Raw genomic sequence first — 24,222 nt, 5'->3', positions numbered from 1 at the left:
AGATTTGAACGCATTAAATAAGCTGACAAATGTTAGATTTGTCAGCTTATTGCTAATTTTTTACTGTTTTTATTTCTCTATTTTTTCTTAACGTAAATTTTTTTGGAACTGGATCATATCCGCCTTTAATAAAAGGGTGACACCTTAAAATACGGGCTGTTCCCATTACTGTACCTTTAATTGCACCGTGTTTCTCAATCGCTTCGATTGCATACTGCGAGCAGGTTGGATAATAGCGGCAACTTGGTTGAAATAAAGGAGAAATGCCTTTTTGATAGCCTTTAATGCTAGCAATAATTACTTTTTTCATGGTCTACCTCCTACCAAATTACAGTATAGCCATTGGGTTGTACTTTGTAAAGTAATCTCGTTCACTTATTCAATGGCCTTACGAAACTCAATAAAATGGATTGCGTTAGTTGTCAATAAAGAATAAAAAGACCATTCTTCATTTAAATATTCATCTTTAATATCCAGTGCTGGACTAAGAGATTGAACAATATGATCCATCATTTCATGATCAATACCGTACTTACTGTTCAGATTCCACCACTTAGAGTATAAACCTCCGTTATCTCGATCGAATTTAAACGTACGGATTTGATAATTACCTGGCTTAATCCCTTTGAGATGAATGTGTAATTCTTTGCTTCGATTTTTTACAAATAGTTCATCAATTGAGTAACGGGGACTAAATTGTCGCTCATTGAAAATAATCAGTTGATAGCCGTCTTCATTTTCAGTCATTAGATAGTCTGATCCCCGTGCAGTGACCATTCCTCTTAATCTTTCTTTAAAACGCATAGTATAAAAGGTCGGTCTTTTTTCATTAAAGAAATGAAACAAATCTAAACTATCGATTAGATTATTAGAACAATCTTGTAATCGCTCATGAATTTCACTATTGATCCAGAAACCGATTCCTGCTACATCATTTTCTAATTCTAAAACCTTTTTTAAAATTAGCGCTCCTCTAAAAAAATTCCCATTGATATATCGAGTATTTCCAGATAACATGTTCCAGTTAGTCAAAAACATTGGTCGATCGATTTGCTTTTGCTGCATATACGATTTAACTTTTTTCGTTTTATCGATAATGTAACGATGACTCTTTGAAAACTCTTCTACATTAATATCATGAAAATTAATAACGTCGTTTTGGTCTGCTTCATAGCCGATAAATTCAATTTTACTTGCATGTTCGATTTGCCACTGTTGATTTTCTGGAAGCTCTTCTTTTTGTTCATCAAATGGGAAAAATGCTCCCACTTTCATTTTGCTAGATTTATTTTTGATCACTTGCCAAACTTTTAAATAAATGCGTTCTAACTCCGTTGATTCTATTGATGAATCTTCTTTACTATAAAATAGAATTTGCCATTTTTCTACAAAATCACGCCCAAAACCTTGCAAAGCATGCTGAATGAATTGATCAATCTTTTTAAAGTAATAATCTTCGTTCTGACTAATTTGCTTATACTCTAATTTTAAGAATAAATGGATTCCTTGTTCTTTTAAAAACTGTAGGACAATATCAGAATTCGCATATATAGTTGAACTACCCGCACCTTCAGAAAGATCCGTTTCAGTTAAAGGTATCGTCTCTTCAAAGAGTTTTTGGATCCCTACAAAGTCTACACGCATTTGTTTTTTTGTTAAAATCAACTGTCTTTTAACATTTTCATTTAGTAGTTCCTTTAATTCACCAATAAATATGATGTGCTTTTCATGTTTTAACTCTTGCTCACCTTCACTATTTAGAACAATTCTACGTTCTTCAAGGTGTTCTTCATCTATCGTATAACTTTGATCTATTCCTTCATCTAAATAACTAGCCAGTCTATCTAAAATAGCGGGAGAATCAAGAACTGTGTGAGCTTCAACTTTATTGATCAACGCTTCATGCTGTTCTAATTGTTCATGTTGGTGTTCTTTTCTATATTGAGCAGGTGTTTGATTATAAATCGTTTTAAAAACAACTGTGTAGTTTTTTGCAGTCGAGAAACCATTTTTCATCGCTATTTGAAATAAATTATCCGAAGTATACAATAAGTCGTCTAGGCTATGTTTTAGACGAACTTGATTTAGGTAATTTAAAAATCCCATACCTGTCATTTGCTTAAAATAACGAGATAGATAAGAAGAAGATAGATTTTCATGTTCTGCTAACTCAGAAAGCGTCAACGGTTCTGCATACCTCTGTTCAATTAATTGAATAATTCGTGCGATCCGTTCATCACTTGTATCTACACCTTTCCAATGTGGAGCTTCTTTTTTAAAAAATCGAGTCATCAGTAACATAATCTGATACAAGTTGCTTCGAATTTCTAGCGTATTGCTTTCATCTTTTCTAGAATCTGCAATCATGATTTCAGATAACCATCGTCTTAATTGAGCAATCATTCCTTCTCTGCCAGGATCTAATTCCTTTGAAAAACAGAAAAAATTGTAATGAAAGTATTCCTTATAATGAGTCACAAAAAAATGACTGGAAATGCTTAGTGAAATAATGCAATTATCTTCACTTCCCATTACAGAATAGTTATTGGTACGATTAACAATTAAAATATCATTTTCTTCCATTTCAAAATTACGTCCTCCAAATGAAATGGTTGCAGATCCTTTAATAACAAATAAGATTCTTGTTCCATAATACCGTTGAGGAGCAGAATAACGGACATTTTCCATTTTTATGTCATAGTCTGCTGTACTTTCTCTTTTCATTCTCTCTACTCCTCCTTTTTTTCCTATTATACCTGTTTTTTACAAACAATCGATACCAAAATTCACAAAGATTTACCTAGTAGCAAAAAAATAAAAACTAGTTTTCTATTGGTTTTATCATTATTAAGTTAATTTTTCACAACTTCTTTTACTAATGCCAATTCTATAGTATACTATAATGAATAAATGATTAGAATTTAAGGAGGTGAAGAGATGTTAATGACTGGTTGGAACGTGATAACAAATAAAGAAATAGTATTTTTGTATGTTATCCGTGCCGAATTTTCCGCTTTTTAGTAAAAATTGGTGAAGTATGCCCTTTTTTAACTAAATTAAAATGGAAAAGCCAGAAAAAGCATCTTTTTACGACACGTGGAACTTCTTTAAGGAGTCTTTTTATACACCGTTGTTTCTAAAAAGAGAGGTCTTTTTCCCTCTCTTTTTTTGCTGTTTCCGGTAAACGGAGGAATTAAAAATGAGTCTATTTAATATGAAAAATGTAACACAAACTTATGGAGCTGACACGATTTTTAGCGATTTAAGTCTAGATATCACTACTTCAAAAAAAATTGGTTTGATTGGACAAAATGGTGAAGGAAAAACAACCTTACTCAAGCTTATTGCTGGTATTGAGCAACCTAGTAATGGCATGATCTCTTGGCAAAAAAACTTAACCGTTGGCATGCTTGCTCAACTTCCAAAACAAGATGATTACCTGTTAGTCTATAACATTTTAGCAAAAAGCTTCGCAGATATTTTTCTTTTGGAGAATAAAATGGAGCAACTCAGTTTGAAAATGTCAGACCCTAACGCTCCTTTAGAAAAACTTTTAGATCAATATGGACAATTGCAGCAAGATTTTGAAGAACTAGGCGGATACGAGGTAGATGCTTCCATTCGTCGCGTAACAAGTGGTTTGCATATTGATGCTCTACTGGAAAAAGAGTGGAAAACTTTGAGTGGCGGAGAACGAACAAAAGTTGGTTTAGCAAAAATTTTACTGGAACACCCTGATTTGCTTTTGCTTGATGAACCCACAAATCATTTAGATATTTTAGCTATTGAATGGTTGACTCAGTTCGTGAAGAACTATGATGGAGCAATCATCATCGTTTCACATGATCGCTACTTTTTAGATGATGTTGTACAAGAAATCGTTGAGATCGAACAAGGAGAACTGCATTATTATTTTGGGAATTATTCTGATTATGTTAAGGAACGAGAGAAACGAATACTAAACGAATTTCAAGAGTATCAAGATCAACAGAAAAAAATAAAAAAAATGAAAGAAGCCATCAAACGCTTAAAAGAATGGGCAAACCGTTCTAATCCACCCAGCGATGCAATGCACCGCCGTGCAAAAAATATGGAAAAGGCTTTGGCTAGAATCGAGTTAATCAAAAAACCGCTTCTTGAACAACATAAAATGGAGGTCCAATTAACGACTAAAAAGCGCTCTAGTAAAAATCTTTTTCAGCTAAATGGAGTTAGTAAACACTATGGAGAGAAGAAATTATTTGAAAATCTTGAACTTCACGTTCACTATCAAGATCGTATCGCCATTGTTGGGGCAAACGGAACTGGGAAAAGTACTTTATTAAATCTATTACTCGGAAAAATCCAACCGGATACTGGAAGCTTTGAAGTAGGTTCTTCTCTATCTATCGGCTATCTTTCTCAACATGCCTTTGAAATGTCTTCTCAATTTACAGTGATTGAAGAGTTTCGTGATAAAATTTCCGTTTCAGAAGGTGAAGCAAGGCATATTTTAGCAAAGTTTTTATTTTATGGACAAGATGTCTTTAAAAAAATGAATCAGCTATCTGGTGGGGAAAGAATGCGTTTAAGATGGGCACAGCTCGTTCATTTAAATCATAACGTTCTTATATTGGATGAACCTACTAACCATTTGGATATTGATTCTAAAGAAATGATTGAAGAAGCTTTAAGTCAGTTTAAAGGAACGATTATTGCTGTTTCACATGACCGCTATTTTTTAGATAAATTTTTTGATACAACCTATCTTTTGCAAAATGGAAACCTTGTAAAATATCTAGGAAACTATTCTTATGTCCGAACAAAACTAAAAGAATAGAATGGTTCCTTTATTTATTATCGTTTCTCATAACCGCTTCTTTATAGATTCTATTTGTACAAAAGTTTGAGAATTAGCCCAACAGTAAAACTCAGTTCTTTCTATAAAAAAAAAGGCAACCATATTTAAGGTTGCCTTTTTTTGTCTTACTCATTCCAATTGCGTGGACTCCATAAGGTTCCATCCAATTCGCCTTCCATTTGTCTAATTCGTTCAACTTGCTCATCAATTAAAGCAATTATAGCTTTTAATAAAGCTTTTTGCTTGTAATCACGACTTGTTTGGATTAATCGTTCCAATTCTTGAATCAACCACTCTTTTTGTTCCATTTCATTTACCGACCTCCTTAACAAGCTATTTCATTTGATCTAAAACAATCTTCAATTCATCTATTGTATCTCTATTTTCTTCTATAAATTCAATTGCTTGGTCTAGAACGAATTGATCTCCATTATTTAATTTAGTCACATCCGTCTCTGATAATTCTTGGATGAACCATCTTTCTCGAGCTTCTAAACTATCATCTTTTTCACGAGTTAAATATTGTTGATAGCGAATCAATAGACTCATTTTTTGATTTTCTGTTAAATAACTAAATTGAAAAATAGGCAATGTTTTAAGAAACGTCATTCCAGTCTTCAATGCCATCGCTTGAAAGGGTTTTGTCAACTCATCAATACTGAATCCTTCACGTCCTCCAGCTTGGTATTCTTCTTTTTTCACACCAATACTTAATACTAACCCAAATTCTTTTCCGATTAATGCTTTCCCTTTCTTACCATAAGCAAAACCATCTTCCAGTACATCATCTTGCCATTTTTTCAATAATGCAGGAGCTGTATACCAGTAAAAAGGAAACTGAAAAATGATTCGATCGTGTCTTTTTAATAGCTCTTGTTCTTTTTCTACGTCTATGTTGAAATCAGGATAAATGGATTCCAAATGATGAACGGTAATATTTTTATTTTCAGGAATCGAACTCAGCAAATACTGCTGACTTCCTGACTCCTTAATTTCAGGATGAGATAGGATCACTAGAGTTTTCATTATTGGCCTCCATTTTTGATTGATTAAAAATTACTCTTTAAAATATTCTAACATGTCTTCTTTAACAATGGATAATAAAGGCAGTTTTTGAATTGGCACCAATTCGATATCTAATGCCGTTAACATGATTTCTAAATACGTTGCAATTTTAACATAACGATTTGCATCTATTACTAGTATACCAAAACAGCTTGAAACCAGCCCTTTTTTTTTCATCAGCTGTTTAGTCAACTCCACTAATCGTTTGCTTTGTTCTTTGCGTTAATAACGGTTACAATAATAATGAAGTCAATTAAAAAATTCTCAGGGGGTCTGGAAAAAATGAAAAAAATCATCAATGATCCATCGAATATTTTAGATGAAATGCTGAATGGCTTAGCCTTTGCCTATGAAGATTTAGTTGAACGCTTACCTGAAACATCTGTCATTCATCGTAAAGTTGAACACACTGGAAAAGTTGGTTTAGTGAGTGGTGGTGGAAGCGGGCATGAACCTTCTCACGCAGGTTTTGTTGGAAAAGGAATGTTGTCAGCTGCTGTTTGCGGTGAAGTGTTCACTTCTCCAACTCCTGACCAAATTTTAGAAGGTATTAAAGCTAGTGATGAAGGAAAAGGCGTATTCTTAATTATTAAAAACTATTCTGGAGATGTTATGAACTTTGATATGGCTAAAGAGTTAGCAGAAATGGAAGACATTGAAGTTGATTATATCGTAGTAGATGATGATATTGCCGTTGAAGACAGCACTTATACTGCTGGAAAACGTGGAATTGCGGGTACTGTATTAGTTCACAAAATTTTAGGTGCTGCTGCTGAAAAAGGCTTATCTTTAACAGAAATAAAAGCATTAGCAGACAAACTTATCCCAACTGTAAAATCTTTAGGTGTTGCTTTAAATCCTGCTACTGTACCAGAAGTTGGCAAACCAGGATTTGAATTAGAAGCTGACGAAATTGAGTTTGGCGTAGGAATTCACGGCGAACCTGGTTACCGCAGAGAAAAACTTCAGCCCTCTGCTGCACTAGCTAAAGAACTTGTTAATCAATTAAAAAAAGAATTTCAATGGCAAAAAGGTGATTCATTTGCCGTTTTAGTTAACGGTATGGGTGGAACTCCATTGATGGAACAATTTATTTTTATGAATGATGTGAAACAATTGTTAACAGATGAAGGATTAACGTTAGACTTCAGAAAAGTTGGCGACTACATGACTTCTATCGATATGGAAGGTCTTTCTCTAACCTTAGTTAAACTTGAAGACTCGAGTTGGTTAGAGTATTTAAATGAACCCGTAACAACAATTGCATGGTAAAGAAAGGGGAATAAAATTTTATGTTAACTCAAGAAACAGCAAGAAAATGGATCGATCTTTTTATTGAACAAATTTTAGAGAATAAAGATTATCTTAGCGAATTAGATACGGCTATTGGTGATGGTGACCACGGAAACAATCTTGCTCGCGGAGCTAACGCACTAACTGAAGCATTACAAACCAAAAACCCTGAAACGTTACCCGATCTTCTTAAAGTAACTGGAATGACTTTAGTTAGTAAAGTAGGTGGTGCTTCAGGCCCACTACTAGGCTCTGCTTTTATTGGCATGGCTAAAGCTAGTCAAGATAGCGATGACCTAGCAACCGTCTTAGAAGCCGGATTAGAAGGCATTCAAAAACGTGGGAAAGCCGTAGCAGGAGAAAAGACTATGGTCGATGAATGGGCACCGGTTGTTGAAGCTGTAAAATCAAAAACGTTAACGAATGCTTTTATTGAAGAATCTGTTGAGAAAACTAAAGACATAAAAGCTACTAAAGGACGCGCCTCTTATTTAGGTGACCGCTCTATCGGTCACATTGACCCGGGTGCTATGTCAAGCAGCTATTTATTTAAAACAATGATGGAAGCAGGTGTTTACGATGAGTAAAGAATACGGTGTATTGTTAGTTTCTCATGTAACCGAAATTGCTGATGGCTTAGCTAAATTAATTAGCGAAGTTGCTAAAGATGTCACTGTTAAAAGTGCTGGTGGAACTCCCGAAGGCGGAATTGGAACCAGCTTTGATCGAATTGAAGAAGCTCTATCTTCATTTGAAGAAGAAAAGATTCTGGCTTTTTATGACTTAGGAAGCGCTAAAATGAATTTAGAATTAGCGATTGAAACCTCTGATAAGACCGTTAACTTATATGACACTGCTTTAATTGAAAGTGCCTATACTGCAGCTGCTTTATTGCAAGCGGAAGCTCCACTAGAAGCTATTGAAGAACAGTTGAGCACCTTAAAAATAAAATAATACCATTTAACCAAGAACCGCTTTCTATAATGGAGAGCGGTTCTTTAATTTGATTAAAAATCGTAGTGATATTTTCATGTAACTTTCATGAAAATATCACTTACGAAAGAGCTATACTTTCTGATACACTTTTTATAGATACACAAAAAAAAGGAGTTTTTCATTATTAAAGAAGTTAAAGAAAACAGATTGCCCCACAATGCCAAAGAAGGAATGTTATACGGTCTCATTATTTGTACGATAACTGTTATTATTATGAGTACAGTAAACATTGGCCTAGAATTTGGAAAGCTTGATACAGAAGTATTCATGATTATTCTCAAGTCTTTCCCTATTATCTTGATCATTGCTATGTTGCTAGAAGTACTCGTTATTGGGCGTATTGCAGAAAAATTAGTGCACTCTTTTTCCGATGATACCGATGGATTTAATGCAAAAATATTATTCACCATCTTTTTTACGGTTATTGGGATGTCATTGATTATGACAGTACTTGGCACTATGATTGGAAAAGGATTCAACTTATCTTCATTTGAATCCTTATCACATTGGCCTAGAAACTTTTCAATTGCTTTGTTCTGTGAGCTTTTGATTGCTCAACCGCCTGCACGATTTGTTATGAAAAAATTACATGAGCGCCAAGAAAACAGCACGATTGCAGACGACAACTCTTCTATAGATTTTGATTAAGCTCTTATCATTAAAATGAACTTAAAGAAACTTACCTTTCCTTTTTCATGGAAAGGCAAGTTTCTTTTCTTCACTTTTCCAAAGAATCTACTTTGATGGAAGAGTGATGACTCTTTTGTGCATCACTCTTCCATCTAGTGCTGTTGAATGGAAAAGTGGTGCTGATTTTGTTGCTTACTCTTCCGTGTAGCGCCGTTTCATGGACAAGTGAGCCCGATTTTCCGTGCCACTTATTCGTGAAGGAAACACTAATTTTTTGAAACACCTCTTAAAATAAGAAGTAGGATACAAAAAAGAGGATAAGACTTTTATCTCACCCTCTCTTAGTTTGTTATAAATTTGAAAGATCGGCTTCAGCAATCGTTTCTTCTAATTCTGCAACCATTTTTTCTTTTGTTGATGCATCCCATTGATAGTAATCAGCCATAAATTCAACAACAGCTTCTTTTATATCTAGGACATGGTGATGATCAAATAAAATGCTTTCTGTTCTACGGTCAAAGAAATCTGTAGGTGTTAGAGCCATTTCATTTTCTAAAGTGTAGACAAGGAATAACGCATCCCCTAAATCTAGGTTAGCAGGTTTTGTGAAAGAGTTAGCTCGATCAAAAATTTCGCTGGCATTTGACCCAAACCATCTAACTAATTTTTCTGCTTCTTCTTTTGAGAGACCTGCTTCTATTCCTTTTTTAGCTTGTTCTTCAACATAAGCTTCAAATTTACTTCCTAAAGGAACATCTCCACCTGATAATTTAACAACTTTGGTATCTACTTCAGGGTATTCTTTGCCCGTTTTTTCTTTCAAGCGTTTAGAAATTAATTTTAGCGAACCCTCAGCCATCTTACGGTAATCGGTTAATTTCCCTCCCGCAATCGTGATTAACCCATTTTCAGATTCTGTTAATGAGCTTCCTCTAGATACTGCTGATGGATTTTTTCCGCCGCTTTCTGCAATCAACGGTCTCAATCCAGCCCAACTTGCTTCAATATCTGTTACGGTCAACTTAGCTTCTGGGAATCGATAATTTACCGCTTTTAACAAGTAGTCGATATCTTCTTGGGAAACTGTTGGATGGTTGATATCACCAGTATAGTCCGTATCCGTTGTTCCAAAGTATGTTTTTCCATTACGTGGAATAATAAAAATCATTCGATTATCGGAAAAACTAGAATCAGTATAAATAGGACCATTCACATGCAAACGTTCTTGAGGAACCACTAAATGAACCCCTTTTGTTGGGCGCATTCTTTGTTCAGAGTCTGCTTCACTCTTTTCTCTTGTTTCATCTGACCACGGGCCTGTAGCATTCATAATAATGTCAGCTTTGATGTCAAATTGTTCCCCAGTCACTACGTCTTGGGCTTTTACACCAGCTACTTTTTGTTGATCATCAAATATAAAATCAACAGCTTTAACATAATTAGCAATGATGGAACCAAATTCATTCGCTTTTTTCATTAATTCTGTCGTGATTCTTGCGTCATCCGAAGTGTAATCTAGATAAACTCCAGCTTGTAACAGATCTTCCGTTTTAAGCGCTGGTTCACGTTCTAAAGTAGCATCTTTATCTAAAAAGTAATTTTTGTATTCTTCTTGAACATCCGATAATTCATCATATAATTTCAAAGCTACTTCTGCAGAAAATGAAGAAAATGAAGCGCCTTGTTCATCATAGATAGGCAATATCATAGGTGTGGGATGAACAATATGTGCAGCATTGTTATAGATGATTTCACGTTCCCTAGAAACCTCTGCAACATTTTCCACATCAAATTGTTTCAAGTAACGTAATCCACCATGAATCAATTTTGTTGAACGACTGCTTGTTCCTGATGCAAAATCGCCCATCTCAATTAAACCATTTGCTAAACCTTTAGCTCCAGCTTCTACAGTGATCCCAGCTCCAGTGATGCCCCCTCCTATAATAAGTAGGTCCAGTTGAGTGGATTTTAATTTTTCGATATTTTCTTGTCTCGTTTTTGCTGAAAATGCCATATGATTTCCTCCTCTAACTATTTTAAACACATCTGATTAAAGTTTATTTTTTTCTTAAAGGTTTGTGTTTGAATGCCTTTGTTGCTTCAACAGCTGATTGCCAACCGTCATATAAATCTTCTCGCACAGATTCTTCCATGTTAGGATCATATACGGCATCTTTTTCCCAAGTTTTTTTAACTTCATTTCCATCTTTCCAAAAACCTGTTGCCAAACCTGCCAAATAAGCAGCTCCTAAATTTGCTGTTTCGGTTTCTTTTTGGCGTTCAACACGTTTATTTAACATGTCGGCTTGAAATTGCATTAAAAAGTTGTTTTGAGCCGCTCCGCCATTCACGCGTAACACTTCAATTGGAATACCTGATTCTTCATTCATCGTATCTACAACTGTTTTTATTTGGTATGCAAGAGACTCTAATGTCGCACGAATAAAGTGTTCTTTCGTTGTTCCACGAGTTAAACCTAAGATTGATCCTTGTGCATCTTGATCCCAATAAGGTGCTGCTAAACCAGTAAATGAAGGCACTACGTAGACATTGTCCGTTGAAGCTACTTTTTCAGCATACGATTCAGTATCAGGAGTTGTTTTAACCATTCTAAGTCCATCTCTTAACCACTGCAATGCGGATCCAGCCACAAAGATACTCCCCTCCAACGTGTAAGTGATCTCACCATTAATTCCATAGGCAATAGAAGTCAATAATCCGTTGTCTGATTTAATTGGCTTAGTACCCGTATTCATAATAATAAAAGCACCAGTACCATAGGTTGCGTTAACCATCCCTTTTTCATGTCCTTCATGTCCCAACAAAGCTGCTTGTTGGTCAATTGCCATACTCGCAATTGGGACTTCTCCACCATAAAAATGTGAGGGTACGGTAGTTCCATAAACTTCAGAAGAAGATTTCACTTCTGGCAACATTTCTTTCGGAATATCTAGTAATGCTAAAATATCTTCATCCCATTTTAGGTCATAGATATTAAACATCATCGTACGGCTAGCATTTGAATAATCGGTAACATGTGCTTTTCCGCCTGTTAATTTCCAGACCAACCAAGAATCGATTGTTCCAAATAACAATTCGCCTTTTTGAGCACGTTCTCTTGATCCTTTAACATGATCCAATATCCATTTGATTTTAGTTGCTGAGAAATAAGAATCAACTACTAATCCTGTTTTATTATGAATAGAGTCTTCATGACCATCTTCTCTTAATTGTCTTGCGATTTCATTGGTTTGCTTAGATTGCCATCCGATAGCTTGATAAATAGGCCTACCCGTTGCTTTGTCCCAAACAACAGTTGTCTCACGTTGATTGGTAATGCCCACACTATTGATATCTGCTGGTTTTACTCCCGATTCAATTAATACTCCTGCAATAACAGACAATACAGATAGCCATATCTCATTTGCATTTTGTTCTACCCAACCTGGAGCAGGAAAATTTTGTGTGATTTCTTTTTGTGAACTCCATTTTTGATTGCCTTTTTCATCAAATAAAATGGCTTTTGTCATATCTGTTCCTTGACTGATTGACATGATATATTTTTTGCTCATATGTTGCCTCCTAAATAATAACCATATTTTTTCGACTATATAGTATTTTTTATTTCCCTTTTAACAGTTTAAATAGAATGAAAAAGAACATCCCAAATAAAAGATGTGCTTTTTCATTCTATCCCTAAATTTTAAATTTCTCAAAAATAACGGTTTATTTCCGCTAGATTTTATTTATCTTTTCTTTTAGATTTATGTTTAAATACTCGAGTGGCTTCTACAGCTGATTGCCAACCGGTATACAAATCTTCACGTTCTTCTTCTTCCATATTTGGTTCAAATGTCGCATCTTTTTCCCAATATTTTTTGATCTCATCTTGGTCTTTCCAGAATCCTGTCGCTAACCCAGCAAGATAAGCAGCACCTAAAGCTGTTGTTTCACTAATTTTAGAACGTTCAATTTTAGTATCTAAAATATCTGCTTGGAATTGCATTAAGAAGTCATTTTTCGATGCTCCACCATCCACGCGCAATGTTTTAATTGGAATGCCTGATTCTTTATTCATGGTATCTACAACATCTTTTGTTTGGTAAGCCAATGATTCAAGTGTTGCTCTGATGAAGTGTTCTTTCGTTGTACCACGTGTTAAACCAAAGACTGCTCCACGAGCATCTTGATCCCAATAAGGGGCTCCCAATCCTGTAAATGCTGGTACGACATACACATTTTCTGTTGACTCTACTTTTTTTGCATACTCTTCTGATTCTGGAGCTGTTCTAAACATTCTCATTCCGTCTCTTAACCATTGAAGTGCTGACCCAGCAACAAAAATACTACCTTCTAGGGCATAAGTGATTTCACCGTTTAAACCGTAAGCAATCGATGTAAGCAATCCATTTTCTGATTTAATCGGTTCTTTTCCGGTGTTCATAATAATAAATGCACCTGTTCCATAAGTGTTTTTAACCATTCCCTTTTCATATCCTACTTGACCGAATAAAGCAGCTTGTTGGTCACCAGCCATACCGGCAATGGGAATTTGACCCCCATAGAAATGTTCTGGAATTGTTTTGCCATAAACTTCTGAAGAGGATTTTACTTCTGGCAGCATTTCTTTTGGAATATCTAACAATGCTAAAATATCTTCATCCCATTTAAGGTCATAAATATTAAACAGCATCGTACGACTAGCATTTGAATAATCAGTAACATGCGCTTTTCCGCCTGTTAATCTCCAAACCAACCAAGAATCAATGGTTCCAAATAACAGTTCACCTTTTTTAGCACGTTCTCTTGATCCTTCAACATGATCCAAGATCCATTTGATTTTAGTTGCTGAGAAGTAAGAATCAATTACTAATCCTGTTTTATCTTTAATTAATTTTGTATGTCCATCTTGTTTTAATTGATCTGCAATATCATTTGTTTGTTTTGATTGCCAAACAATGGCGCGGTAAATTGGTCTACCAGTTGCTTTATCCCAAACAACGGTTGTTTCACGTTGATTGGTAATTCCAATACTATCAATATCAGATGGTTTTAATCCAGATTCAATCAACACACCTGCAATGACTGATAAAACTGAAATCCAAATTTCGTTCGCATCATGCTCTACCCAACCTGGTTGAGGAAAATGTTGAGTAAATTCTTTTTGAGAACTCCATTTGGGGTTTCCTGCTTTATCAAATATGATTGCTCTAGTACTGGTAGTACCTTGATCAATCGACATAATATATTCTTTTGTCATTTTATTCCCTCCAATAATGTAATACGCTTTCAAGCGTTTCACCCATAATGTACCGCTAAAGAAAACACTTGTAAAGCGATTCACCTTAGCCTTTCCATAAAGAATGTAACCGATTTTTTACAATTTCAAGTATTTTTTTCACAATCAGACTATGAAATTTAACTTAAACCGAGATTCATTTATTTATTCATTATCTATAACTGTATTTTTAAATTGATTTTCCTTTTGTTTATGCTTTAAAGTTCAATTGGATTCTAGGAACAGGCTTTACTTTCTTATTTATGTGAAAAGATTATTCAATTCCTCTTTTTATTCGTTAATTTTCCCTAAGATTTGACTATTTCCTCATTTTATTTCAATAGAGAAAATAAACCGTTTTCGGGATCATTTTTAAGGGTCGCTACAGCCATTAATTAAATCGGAGTTCTGCTTTTTATTTTGACCTAGATCACTCTATTTTCACAATTTGGACTGCTGTGCCCTTATGGATGGGGCGTGCACTTTTTTTAATGGGTTTCTATGTTAAGTAAGTAGATTATTATATAAATTAATCAAATACCAAATTGACTCTATTTTTATTTAAAGCCACCAATTATAGTCAATGATCTTTACTTTCGGTATGATAGAACAGAGAGGAAACTAAGGAGGAAGAACGATGGGATTAGGAGAACGATTAAAAGAAAGCAGAATGACTAAAGGGTATTCACAAGGAGCTGTAGCGGAACATTTACATATTTCAAGACAGTCCATTTCAAAATGGGAAAATGGCAATAGTTACCCTGATTTAGATAATCTAGCAAAGTTAAGTACCTATTACGATGTTTCGATTGACGACTTATTAAAAGGAAATCAGAAATCCAAAAAAGAAATAGAGGAAAATAAAGAGGAAACTGAAAAAAATGTTCAAAAATTAGATTTTATTCGTGGAAATACTATTAAAGACGAAGGGCTCATACTATTGATTCTTACTTGTATGGGTTGTCTAATTGCTCCATATGGCTTGTTTGTAGCGCCCATTGTGATCAAACGAAACAAAAAAACAAACACACTGCATAAGATTGTTTACTTCGCGTGTGCTTGTTGTTTGCTCGTTAATCTATTCGTTATTTATAGTCTTGTAACAGATACATTAGGGTGGGGAGGAACAACCACTGTTGAATACTTGGGCGAGTAGTCCTTAATAGGTTATAGAAATAGTACAGCCAGATAATTTAGCTCTTAAGTTTGTGGATGCTTCGCCAATTAGTAACTTTCGTTTCATGTAATATGTGGCTTACGTAGCGTTGTCTACTTTCAATTGTAAACTCTTAAAACTCCCTGTGAAGGCTTTTGCCGAAGCAAAATGGATTATGTGTAAACCATTTCTGTATGGAATTAGAGATAATTAAGGCAGCAAATTAAGGAAGATTAAAGGTGATTATTTAGATTATTCTTCCTTAAAGTATAACTCAAGTTTGGAACTTATGTTAAGTGTCCTAGAATAAATTTGCTTTTTTTTAATAACTGGATGATAGTTAATTATTCAGAAGGTATTTTTATTTTTTTAATCTCCCATCTTGTAATAATTTTTTAGCTTTAGCATTTCCTTGCTTTGCTTCCTTATCAATTTGTTTTAACGTTTCTTTTGAATAACGTGCTTCACACTGCTATTGGTACTATTTTAAGTCAATTAACTTACTTAGCTTTAGACTTTGGATTAATTTTATTTATATATAAAATACTTAAAATCTCAATCAAACAATCTATAATCGTAAAAAATAATACTCTACTTTTTTTTCGATTAAAAAAATCCTAATCCTTTTACCTTTAAGTTTACCTATTAGTTCTTTACACTTGTCATTATAAAGAACTGTTTTTTAACTGATAACTATAAAAGTAAGATAAGGAGAGCTGAATTACTAGTGATTACTTTATTAGAAAATATCAAAACAGCAGCAACAATCTTGCTGCTTCTATGTACACTCATTTATTATAGAAGTTTACGAAAAAAACGAAAGATCCAATCACTAACAACATTAGAAAAAGCTATGTACATACTAACGTCAATTTCAATGGTCTTATACGTTTATAGTTACTTTGCTCTCTATTTCGGAACCTAATAAAAAAGTGTTAGTGATCCAGCGATAATACTGATTCACTAACACTTTCTATATTAAATTCTTAAAAAGAATATTTACTACCTATCGGAGAACGATAGGTACCATTCACTCCAGCTTTTCCACCAATATCATTTAGTTTACTGATGAGGTTTTGCTGCTCCTCATTAAATTTAATTTTTTCTGTCATAGCGGTAAAATAGATATAATTTACCAATCGATTAATTAAACTGACATTTTCTTTAGTGTCATCTAATTTAGAATAAACTTTTAGAAGAACTTCTTTTAAATCTTCAACATTTGTTAAATCAGACTGCGAAATACTATTGTACAAGTTATGGACAAGTTCTTTTGATTGATTAGCCATAAGATAATACCCCTTTATAGTTTTATTATAAATTAATCGTATCTCAAATAAACTCAATGTCAAATAAACGGGAATAGAACTACAAAAGACTACTTAAATAGGTCAAAAACCACTATCAAAAAAAACTCAATTCATATGTTTATAGAGTTTATTTGTTATTTGATATACAGGATTAATTAGTTTTTTTAGTTTTCTGAATCTGATTTTCGTAGGAGACAATAGCCCCACAAAAAATAAGAATTGATACAATCTGATAACAACTTCTTTTAGTTATTTTTTTCATTATAATATCTCCCATAGTTAATCTCCTCACTACCTAATTCCTAATCTTATTATCTACTTAATCTACTAAAACTAAAAGAACGTGCTGGTTTACAAGGTAGCAACCAATGGTTGCTACCTTGTAAACCAGCACGTTATAGTCATTGATCCTTACTTTCAGTATGATAGAAATAAGTAAAGATAAGGAGGAGGAACATTGTTATTAGGCGAAAAATTAAAAAGTAGTCGAGTCAAAAAAGGGTATTCTCAAAACGATGTAGCAGAAGAGTTACATATTTCAAGACAATCCATTTCAAAATGGGAAAATGACATCAGCTATCCTGACTTAGATAACCTTGTTAAATTAAGTACCTATTATCAAGTTTCAACTGACCATTTATTAAAAGAGAAGCCCTAATAATAGATAGTCCGGACTGAAAATTAAAGGAGTAACAATTAAAATGGAAAAAACTAAAGTAAGCCGATTAAAAGAAGGTTTTTTATATGCCTTACTTTTTATAGGATTCAATATAATAAAAAAACTTATTTTTGATTATGGAGAAACGAGTCAACTTTTCAATGAATTAAGCCACGCACCAAGGTATGTACTTGGAGTACTTATCCTTACTATTGTAGTAGTATGGCTGTTTATTGGTTTGATAATTGGAGGAGTATTAATTATTTCAGATGTCTCTAAAAGATAATTAATTTCATTTACTACAGTAGTTTACGAAGTAAATGAAAGATCAAACTACTAACACTATTTCAGTATCACTATGCGTTTTTAGTTACCTAACTCTCAATTATGGAATGTCTTTCTAAGACTAACTCTATTTATTAAACTTACAGACCAGAAACGACAGCCCAACGAATCAAACTCCATAAGATAGTTAGTAAGGCACTTAAACCAATAAGAAATAAACTATCAAAAAGATACTTATACTTTTTTGATTTTGAATAATTGCTGAAAAGATAATAGACACTAAAAATAATGACTCCACGTATAACATGTAAAACAGTTAAAGGCTCATTAAAAAAAGTATTGGCTATCAATACATAACCCAGCGTTCCTCCTATAATAAAAAACCATACATTGTTAAAAATTGAAGCGAATTTAATTTTTTTGTCTATATCTTCAACAATTTCGGATTCCTCCAATAACAAATGATCTAAAGATAAGTCGTATAATTGAGCTAATCGAATTAAACTGTAAATATCAGGGAATGTTTTCCCTGTCTCCCAATTTGAAACTGATTTTTGAGAGACATATATTTTTTGTGCTACTTGTTCTTGAGTTAACTTTAGCTCTTTTCTTTTTTGTTTCAAAATGAGATTTATTTCCATAGTTCCTCCCTAAATTTTATGTAGTCGAAAACTGATCCTGCTATTAAAGTTACTTTCTAAATAGAGAGATAACAATAGAAAGAGATTACTAATCCTTTAAAATCAACATTTACTTAGTCATTATTTAATTGACTATAGTAGGATTAATGAATAGAAAGAAGGAAAACAGTTGTCAGATAAAGTGAAAAAATTTCTTAAAACCTTTGCTTATTATTATTTACCGTTTGTAGTAGTTCTTTTAGGTACTAGATTTATTTTTATGCTTAACAACAAAGAAACAATAAAAAACGCGTTTAATTCAGAATTTTTATCTAGTTTTGTTTGGGCTATTCCTTTACTACTTATAGGTGCAGCAATCAAAGTATTTGTTATTAAAAATAGAGGAAATAATAAATAAAAATCTAATTTTATTGAGTTAATTTAAACTAATCTAAAAACTAAAAAGACTATAAATTATTAATTTTATAGTCTTTTTTAATTTAAAAACCTAATCTAAAATTTAATAACGTTTCGCTAATTTCATCTTCAATAATCCCAATGTAGCGCTTAGTAATTTTTTCGCTGCTATGACCGAATATTTCCATTAGTGTGGCCACGTCTTTAGTTTTCTTGTAATAGTGGTACCCAAACGTCTTACGCAGCGTGTGCGTCCCAATATCGTCTCTTCCTAACAGCTTAGCGACCTTTTGAAACATCTGATAGACCGTATTCACTTCTATATGTCCGCCTTTGGTGCTGGGAAACAAATAATCCTCTGGTTCTAGGTCTTTCGTATACTCCTGGATCAAGTCCTGCAAACTACTTAAATACACAATACGGGTTTTTCCTGTTTTTTTCTCGACGATTCGGGGACTTTTTTGAGGAAATCAGGTCTTGTTTCTTCAATTTTACGATATCCGACATGCGCAAACCGCTATTAATGCCGATCAAAAACAGAAAAACATCCCGATCTGCGTTTTTATTGCGCCTCAAACAGAATAAAAAGTCGTTTATTTCTTGTTGAGTCCGTAATGGTTGGACGTTGTAACTCATTTAAAAGCCCTCTCCTCTCACAAAAGTGATACATGATTTTGTTTATTATACCATATAATCATGTATTGAAGGGCGTTATAAAAAAAGAACCCTATTGGAATAGGATTCCGGATACCCGTTTTTATCTAATTTCATGTATTGAAATATTTTAAAGAAACAATATATAATAAAAGATAGCTCAGTAAGGAGAGATAAGAAATTATGAAAAATAAATTCAAACTAATTTTATTTTTAGTAGTTATCGTTATCATTGTATCAAGCTTATACATATCATCTAAGGATTTGTTAGTTAATCTAGTAACAAAAAATGAAACGTCTGGAGAAATAGAGTATGTTTCTATTTATTCTCATGGAAGTATCAAGGAAACAGATACTTTTAAAAGTGAAGATTTTGAGCTATATACCGCAGATTCAACTAGCTTTACCTCTTGTATTTCTAACAGCAAAGTTCATAATAAGATAAACGAAATTGTACTTACAGATTCTTCAGGAAATAGTGTAGATAATGATGAAATAATGACAGGGATTTTTCAATCAGCAGAGCAAATAGAACATGATATTTGGGAATTTCAGATTTTTAAAGTTAGTGATAGTTATTTTGTTTTAGTAAAATTGAATGTAAATTTGCAATCACCTTGCGACTTTTATGAGTACGATATAGCCAATAAAGAATTAAATCTTATACATAGGTTTGATGATATTGACGTTATAGGTTTATCCATACCAAGTTAATTGAATTTTAAGGTAATTGTTCTATTACCTTAAAATTTTTACCAAAAGCGTGATTACTAAGCACTGAATTCATACGTTTTGCTAGTTATAAAAGGTAAAATAACTACTAATTAAACAAGGTTTTACATACACGAATTTATATCATTTCATGAATAAAATTTTTGTTCAAATAAAGAATATATTTGACAAGCAGACTTGTCTGCGTTATTCTTTATTCAGACAAACAAACTTGTCATTATAAAAGGAGGATAATTATGCAAAAAGAAAAGATATTAAAAAGTTATCGAAATGAAAAGAGCGATGAAGGTAACGATTATATCAATAATACGAGTGATGAGAAAAGTTTCTTTGCTATGTTCATGTTAATCATGCTTATAACTATCTATAAAATATATATGGAGTTGCCCTTTGGAGATACTGGTGCAATCCCATTAACTTTTTTATCTTTTCATAGCTTTAATCGTTATAAGCAAACTAAAGAAAAAAACACCTTGATATATGGTATTATTACAGGTTTTATTGGAATTTCGTTCTTAGTTTGGTATGTGATTGAAACGATATGATTAACCAAAATAAAGATTATTCAGAAGATACAGATTTAGAACTGAAAAATCATTTAAAAGACACTCGTAGAGAATTAGGGCTTTCCCAAAAACAACTCGCAGATATGATCGGTGTTTCTAGAAATACGATTGGTTCAATAGAAAGATGTGTGTTTGTTCCTACAGCAAAATTAGCATTGATATTATGTATTGCTTTAGATAAAAAATTTGAAGAGTTGTTCTACTTTGATTAAATAAAAAAAACCTTGTTAATACAAAGTTCTAGATACACGATTCTATACAATTTAATGTTTCCCTTTATATAAATAATATTTTATTGTAATCATAATTAAGTTTTATAAAAATTGTAAATGAGGAGGTGGAAAATGACAGAAGAATATTTGGAAATAAATGATTTAGAAAAGGTTATAATTACGTACGTGCATTATACAAAAGAATATTGTTAAATAGTTTGTAGGTGGCTTTATAAGTTATAAGTCTTCCCTTTCAACTTATAAAGCCATTAGATTTGCAATTTTCTATGCAAATCTAATGGCTTTATTTTTTTCATTCAAAAAAGAAAAAAGCACGCTCTTCATCTTCACCTTGCATTAAAAGAGAAGCTTGTCTACTAGATGATTTCAATGATTTCTTTTTTACTTGCAGCATTAGCAGGTGCATAACTGAAAATCAGTCCAACTAGGGAGGAAACACCTAGAGAAATCAGAACGGTAACCAGATCTACTCCAACAGAAAACGGTAATAACGATGCTGCAATAGAAGAAAATAAAAGGCCCAATAAGTAACCGATTACTCCTCCGATACTTGTCATCAGTACACCTTCTAGTACAAACTGTGCGCGGATACTTCTCTGAGAGGCTCCTAATGCACGACGAATGCCGATTTCTTTCGTTCTTTCTGAAACGGAAATGTACATCATATTCATCACACCAATCCCTGCAATAAACAGGGATATTCCGGCTACACTGGCAATAAACAGGGTAATTCCCCCTAATACTTCTGAAATGCCGTCATCTAGAGCAGACATATCAAATTGATCATAGTTTCCCATTGTTCGCATAGATCCATCTTCTTCAAGGATAGCAATGGCTTCTTCTGCTATATCTGTAGGCAATGAGCCTCTTGATACAGTTACTGTTACAGTATCTTCAACTATGTCTGATTCATGATACCGTTGATAACTATTTTTAGGAAGTTCGATTTCTTCCGCCATAAAGCTGCTCAACAATCCAGATGAATCTAGCTCGCTTTCGTAGATTCCTACGATCGTATAAAGTTGACCGTCTAGGGTGATCCCTCTTCCAACGGCCTCTTTTTCAGTCTCAAATCGATCTTCTACAACAGAAAAGGGAACGACAGCTACACGATTTTCATTTCCGTTATCCAGCATATCAATGGATCTACCTGCAATAACGGGTCTACCTTTATCCTCAGTCATAACCACATCTAAGTAAGTTTCTTCACCTGCTACCATAGTAGTTACAGAAACATAGTCAGAGTTCGCTTGATAAATTTCTGCCTCTTGAACACCGGGGATGTTCCGGATCATCTGCAGATCCATTTCTGAATAGAATGGGTCATTTGTCTCATACATCCAATCCAAATCATCTGCTGCGAACTGGATATCGACCGTTAAAAGTTCTCCCGCGTCTGGATTCAATGATTCCATGACATAATTTTCAAATCCACGCCCAATAGACATAATCGTACTGACCGCTGCGATTCCGATAACGATTCCGACCATCGTCAACAAGCTTCGTTTTTTATTTTTCCATAAGGCGTTCCAAGCTCCTTTAAAGAACACTGTTGGGTTCATACTCTCACCTCACTTCTTCGGTTAATACGCCGTCATGCATATGGATTACTCGATTGCAGAAGCGTACAGTTTCCGGATCATGTGTAACCAGGATGATTGTTACACCTTCTTCTTCATTTAACTGCTTAAATATATTCATGATATCAGCAGACGTTTGCGTATCTAACGCACCCGTCGGTTCATCTGCGATAATGAAGTCAGGGTTGTTAATTATGGCTCTGGCGATTGCCGCTCTTTGCTGCTGCCCGCCGGATAATTGTCTCGGAAGTTTATTTCCTTTATCTCCGATACCCAACTTCTCCAACAATTCCGCTACTCTTTCTTTTGTTTGCCGGTAATTCCATCCGTCATAAAGTAGCGGCAATTCAATATTTTCTCGAATCATCATGGTTTCGATCAAATTAAAATGCTGAAATATGAATCCTACTCTTTGATTTCTCAATTTAGATAAATCGTTATCTGCTTTAGAAGTAACAATCTCATCTTCTAAATAATAATTTCCCGAGTAATTTCGATCAATGAATCCAATCAAGTTCAACAAGGTGGATTTTCCTGATCCAGACGGTCCCATAATAGCCAAAAAATCTCCTTTATGGACTTCAAGATCAATATTCCTTAACACAGGAATCAGCTCATCATCTGCTTTGTACGCTTTTCTGATCTTCTCCAGCTTAATCATACATCACCATAACTTCTTCACCGTCTGTAAGGGCAGCGTCTGGATCTAATAACACTTCTTCATCTACTTCCAGCCCTGATTCGATGACATAAAGGTTGCTTTCTTCTGAAACCTTTACTTCTCGTTTTTCTGCAATACCCTCTTTATTTACGTAAACGACTTTTGTACCGTCTTCCTCTTCAATCACTGTATTTTTAGGAAGATACATAACGCCTTCACTGTATCCTATTTGGACAGAAAAGCCATATTGGATCGCTTCTTCTGGAAGAACGGCAAAGGGATAGCGAGAAGAAGTAGGCCCTTCTGCTGCCGCTTGCATCGGCAATGAATCAATCTTAGTAATCTTTCCTTTTAACTCACGATCAGAGTTCATTAAATAAATGTCGACTGGACTATCTACTGAAAGCTTATTGTAATCAAATTCAGATACGGAAGATTCGATTTTTAAATCATGCGACATCAGACGTACGACGGGCTGTTCGCTTGATTGCAAGCTTGTAGGATCAGCTTTATTCAGTTCCACCACACCTTTAAAATCAGCTTGAATCGTTGTAGTGACCCCTTGTCTTAATTTTTCTATTTCATATGAAATGTCTTCCATTTGGTCCTCTAATTCATTCAGCGACATATCAGTATTTTCAATCGCTGCTTCTGCCTCTACCTTGTCTGCTTCAGCTCCTATCAATTTAGTTTGAACGTCTTCAGTTTCAGGGTCGATTACTATCTCTGCTTCACTATTTTCACTAGAAGGCTTGATTTGACGCTTGTTTTCTTCAATATTCGCATTTGCTTTATTCACTGCTTTGTTTGCATTCGCAAGTTCCGTCTCCAATTCAGCATACCGCTCTTCTAACCGACTATACTGACGGTTTTGTTCATCTAGTAATTGTTGATTTTCTTCATTTGTATAGGTAAACAAGTCCGTACCGACTTCTACTTCCTGTCCATTTTCTACAAGTAATTCAGCAATCACACCTTTTGAAGCGTCATAATATTCTTCTTGAACTTCCGCAGCTTGAACTTTCCCATCAAATAAAATAGGATCTTCTTCTCTCACAATATGGACAGAGTATGCTTGCTCTGCTTTACCCTCCGTTTCAGAGTTTTGAAAGAACTGGACAATCAAAATAATGATTATGATGATCCCGATGATGCCTATGGTTAAAAGTCCTTTTTTATCTCCTACACGCTGTAAAAACGGACGGTTTATTTTTTCTTTAGTTGTCTTTTTCAATGTGATTTATCCTA

At 34.0% G+C, this 24,222-nt stretch carries 24 protein-coding genes and 2 pseudogenes; 12 read left to right on the top strand and 14 right to left on the bottom strand.

Annotated features, from left to right (window positions below):
- Positions 1 to 52: 52 nt before the first annotated feature.
- Together yidD and ABS916_RS07905 are read right to left on the bottom strand one after the other, a co-directional pair.
- Positions 53 to 310, bottom strand: coding sequence for a membrane protein insertion efficiency factor YidD (yidD, locus tag ABS916_RS07910; RefSeq protein WP_350451363.1), 258 nt, complete (start codon positions 308 to 310; stop codon positions 53 to 55).
- 65 nt (positions 311 to 375) lie between these two features.
- Complete coding sequence (locus tag ABS916_RS07905; protein WP_350451362.1) at positions 376 to 2,724, bottom strand: helix-turn-helix domain-containing protein; 2,349 nt, start codon at positions 2,722 to 2,724, stop codon at positions 376 to 378.
- 475 nt (positions 2,725 to 3,199) lie between these two features.
- On the opposite strand from ABS916_RS07905, the gene abc-f reads away from it, so the two are divergent.
- Positions 3,200 to 4,819, top strand: a complete 1,620-nt coding sequence (gene abc-f / locus ABS916_RS07900) for a ribosomal protection-like ABC-F family protein (RefSeq protein ID WP_350451361.1) — start codon at positions 3,200 to 3,202, stop codon at positions 4,817 to 4,819.
- A gap of 146 nt (positions 4,820 to 4,965) precedes the next feature.
- Here the strand turns inward: abc-f and ABS916_RS07895 are convergent, their stop codons facing one another.
- From ABS916_RS07895 to ABS916_RS07885, 3 genes are read right to left on the bottom strand one after another with little or no spacing between them, the layout of a single operon-like run.
- Positions 4,966 to 5,148: a hypothetical protein gene (locus tag ABS916_RS07895; RefSeq protein WP_350451360.1), complete on the bottom strand. Its 183-nt coding sequence runs from the start codon at positions 5,146 to 5,148 to the stop codon at positions 4,966 to 4,968.
- A gap of 25 nt (positions 5,149 to 5,173) precedes the next feature.
- Complete coding sequence (locus tag ABS916_RS07890; RefSeq protein WP_350451359.1) at positions 5,174 to 5,866, bottom strand: NAD(P)H-dependent oxidoreductase; 693 nt, start codon at positions 5,864 to 5,866, stop codon at positions 5,174 to 5,176.
- Between the two features lie 30 nt (positions 5,867 to 5,896).
- Positions 5,897 to 6,103 (bottom strand): hypothetical protein, encoded by a 207-nt coding sequence (locus ABS916_RS07885; protein ID WP_350451358.1) that lies wholly within the window; start codon positions 6,101 to 6,103, stop codon positions 5,897 to 5,899.
- An 84-nt stretch (positions 6,104 to 6,187) separates the two neighbouring features.
- On the opposite strand from ABS916_RS07885, the gene dhaK reads away from it, so the two are divergent.
- The 4 genes from dhaK (at position 6,188) to ABS916_RS07865 (ending at position 8,842) form a co-directional block, all read left to right on the top strand.
- Positions 6,188 to 7,177 carry a dihydroxyacetone kinase subunit DhaK gene (gene dhaK / locus ABS916_RS07880; protein WP_350451357.1) on the top strand — a complete coding sequence of 330 codons (990 nt, stop codon included), beginning with the start codon at positions 6,188 to 6,190 and terminating at the stop codon, positions 7,175 to 7,177.
- A gap of 20 nt (positions 7,178 to 7,197) precedes the next feature.
- Positions 7,198 to 7,785 (top strand): dihydroxyacetone kinase subunit DhaL, encoded by a 588-nt coding sequence (gene dhaL, locus ABS916_RS07875; protein ID WP_350451356.1) that lies wholly within the window; start codon positions 7,198 to 7,200, stop codon positions 7,783 to 7,785.
- Positions 7,778 to 8,152, top strand: a complete 375-nt coding sequence (gene dhaM / locus ABS916_RS07870) for a dihydroxyacetone kinase phosphoryl donor subunit DhaM (RefSeq protein ID WP_350451355.1) — start codon at positions 7,778 to 7,780, stop codon at positions 8,150 to 8,152. The genes dhaL and dhaM overlap by 8 nt, the downstream gene beginning before the upstream one ends.
- Before the next feature lie 213 nt (positions 8,153 to 8,365).
- On the top strand, positions 8,366 to 8,842 hold the full coding sequence (locus ABS916_RS07865) for a DUF2798 domain-containing protein (RefSeq protein WP_502880591.1): 477 nt from the start codon (positions 8,366 to 8,368) through the stop codon (positions 8,840 to 8,842).
- 331 nt (positions 8,843 to 9,173) lie between these two features.
- Here ABS916_RS07865 and ABS916_RS07860 read toward each other — a convergent pair whose 3' ends face one another.
- The 3 genes from ABS916_RS07860 to glpK (ABS916_RS07850) form a co-directional block, all read right to left on the bottom strand.
- Positions 9,174 to 10,838 carry a glycerol-3-phosphate dehydrogenase/oxidase gene (locus ABS916_RS07860; RefSeq protein ID WP_350451353.1) on the bottom strand — a complete coding sequence of 555 codons (1,665 nt, stop codon included), beginning with the start codon at positions 10,836 to 10,838 and terminating at the stop codon, positions 9,174 to 9,176.
- 43 nt (positions 10,839 to 10,881) lie between these two features.
- Entirely contained in the window at positions 10,882 to 12,396 is a 1,515-nt protein-coding gene (glpK, locus tag ABS916_RS07855) for a glycerol kinase GlpK (protein WP_350451352.1), read from the bottom strand.
- 170 nt (positions 12,397 to 12,566) lie between these two features.
- Positions 12,567 to 14,084 carry a glycerol kinase GlpK gene (gene glpK / locus ABS916_RS07850; protein WP_350451351.1) on the bottom strand — a complete coding sequence of 506 codons (1,518 nt, stop codon included), beginning with the start codon at positions 14,082 to 14,084 and terminating at the stop codon, positions 12,567 to 12,569.
- A 655-nt stretch (positions 14,085 to 14,739) separates the two neighbouring features.
- Here glpK (ABS916_RS07850) and ABS916_RS07845 point away from each other — a divergent pair.
- Complete coding sequence (locus tag ABS916_RS07845; protein ID WP_350451350.1) at positions 14,740 to 15,258, top strand: helix-turn-helix domain-containing protein; 519 nt, start codon at positions 14,740 to 14,742, stop codon at positions 15,256 to 15,258.
- Between the two features lie 986 nt (positions 15,259 to 16,244).
- Here the strand turns inward: ABS916_RS07845 and ABS916_RS07840 are convergent.
- Positions 16,245 to 16,547: a bacteriocin immunity protein gene (locus ABS916_RS07840; protein ID WP_350451349.1), complete on the bottom strand. Its 303-nt coding sequence runs from the start codon at positions 16,545 to 16,547 to the stop codon at positions 16,245 to 16,247.
- Positions 16,548 to 17,025: 478 nt separating this feature from the next.
- On the opposite strand from ABS916_RS07840, the pseudogene ABS916_RS07835 reads away from it, so the two are divergent.
- Both ABS916_RS07835 and ABS916_RS07830 read left to right on the top strand, forming a co-directional pair.
- Positions 17,026 to 17,217, top strand: a pseudogene (locus tag ABS916_RS07835) (helix-turn-helix domain-containing protein); the annotation flags it as partial.
- A 52-nt stretch (positions 17,218 to 17,269) separates the two neighbouring features.
- Positions 17,270 to 17,512 carry a hypothetical protein gene (locus ABS916_RS07830; RefSeq protein ID WP_350451348.1) on the top strand — a complete coding sequence of 81 codons (243 nt, stop codon included), beginning with the start codon at positions 17,270 to 17,272 and terminating at the stop codon, positions 17,510 to 17,512.
- A 139-nt stretch (positions 17,513 to 17,651) separates the two neighbouring features.
- On the opposite strand, the gene ABS916_RS07825 is transcribed toward ABS916_RS07830, so the two are convergent.
- Positions 17,652 to 18,152, bottom strand: coding sequence for a helix-turn-helix domain-containing protein (locus ABS916_RS07825; protein WP_350451347.1), 501 nt, complete (start codon positions 18,150 to 18,152; stop codon positions 17,652 to 17,654).
- A 169-nt stretch (positions 18,153 to 18,321) separates the two neighbouring features.
- Here ABS916_RS07825 and ABS916_RS07820 point away from each other — a divergent pair, with 169 nt between their 5' ends.
- Positions 18,322 to 18,549: a hypothetical protein gene (locus ABS916_RS07820; protein ID WP_350451346.1), complete on the top strand. Its 228-nt coding sequence runs from the start codon at positions 18,322 to 18,324 to the stop codon at positions 18,547 to 18,549.
- A gap of 82 nt (positions 18,550 to 18,631) precedes the next feature.
- Here ABS916_RS07820 and ABS916_RS07815 read toward each other — a convergent pair.
- Positions 18,632 to 19,184 (bottom strand): annotated as a pseudogene (locus ABS916_RS07815) (tyrosine-type recombinase/integrase).
- A 201-nt stretch (positions 19,185 to 19,385) separates the two neighbouring features.
- Between ABS916_RS07815 and ABS916_RS07810 the strand changes: the two are divergent.
- The 3 genes from ABS916_RS07810 to ABS916_RS07800 all read left to right on the top strand — a co-directional run bounded on the left by ABS916_RS07810 (position 19,386) and on the right by ABS916_RS07800 (position 20,712).
- Positions 19,386 to 19,916 (top strand): hypothetical protein, encoded by a 531-nt coding sequence (locus ABS916_RS07810; protein ID WP_350451345.1) that lies wholly within the window; start codon positions 19,386 to 19,388, stop codon positions 19,914 to 19,916.
- 254 nt (positions 19,917 to 20,170) lie between these two features.
- Positions 20,171 to 20,479 (top strand): DUF6442 family protein, encoded by a 309-nt coding sequence (locus ABS916_RS07805; protein ID WP_350451344.1) that lies wholly within the window; start codon positions 20,171 to 20,173, stop codon positions 20,477 to 20,479.
- Positions 20,476 to 20,712, top strand: a complete 237-nt coding sequence (locus ABS916_RS07800) for a helix-turn-helix transcriptional regulator (RefSeq protein WP_350451343.1) — start codon at positions 20,476 to 20,478, stop codon at positions 20,710 to 20,712. The genes ABS916_RS07805 and ABS916_RS07800 overlap by 4 nt, the downstream gene beginning before the upstream one ends.
- A 377-nt stretch (positions 20,713 to 21,089) precedes the next feature.
- On the opposite strand, the gene ABS916_RS07795 is transcribed toward ABS916_RS07800, so the two are convergent.
- The 3 genes from ABS916_RS07795 to ABS916_RS07785 are packed head-to-tail and all read right to left on the bottom strand — an operon-like array spanning position 21,090 to position 24,208.
- Entirely contained in the window at positions 21,090 to 22,295 is a 1,206-nt protein-coding gene (locus tag ABS916_RS07795; RefSeq protein WP_350451342.1) for an ABC transporter permease, read from the bottom strand.
- Between the two features lie 4 nt (positions 22,296 to 22,299).
- Positions 22,300 to 22,974 (bottom strand): ABC transporter ATP-binding protein, encoded by a 675-nt coding sequence (locus ABS916_RS07790; RefSeq protein ID WP_350451341.1) that lies wholly within the window; start codon positions 22,972 to 22,974, stop codon positions 22,300 to 22,302.
- Positions 22,967 to 24,208 (bottom strand): efflux RND transporter periplasmic adaptor subunit, encoded by a 1,242-nt coding sequence (locus ABS916_RS07785; protein WP_350451340.1) that lies wholly within the window; start codon positions 24,206 to 24,208, stop codon positions 22,967 to 22,969. Before ABS916_RS07785 ends, ABS916_RS07790 begins: the two co-directional genes overlap by 8 nt.
- Positions 24,209 to 24,222 lie beyond the last annotated feature (14 nt).

The sequence above is a fragment of the Carnobacterium sp. genome (assembly GCF_040274945.1).
Classification (GTDB): Bacteria; Bacillota; Bacilli; order Lactobacillales; family Carnobacteriaceae; genus Carnobacterium_B.
The sequence above is the reverse complement of the archived record's forward strand: the minus strand, read 5'-3'. Positions and strand labels throughout refer to the sequence as shown.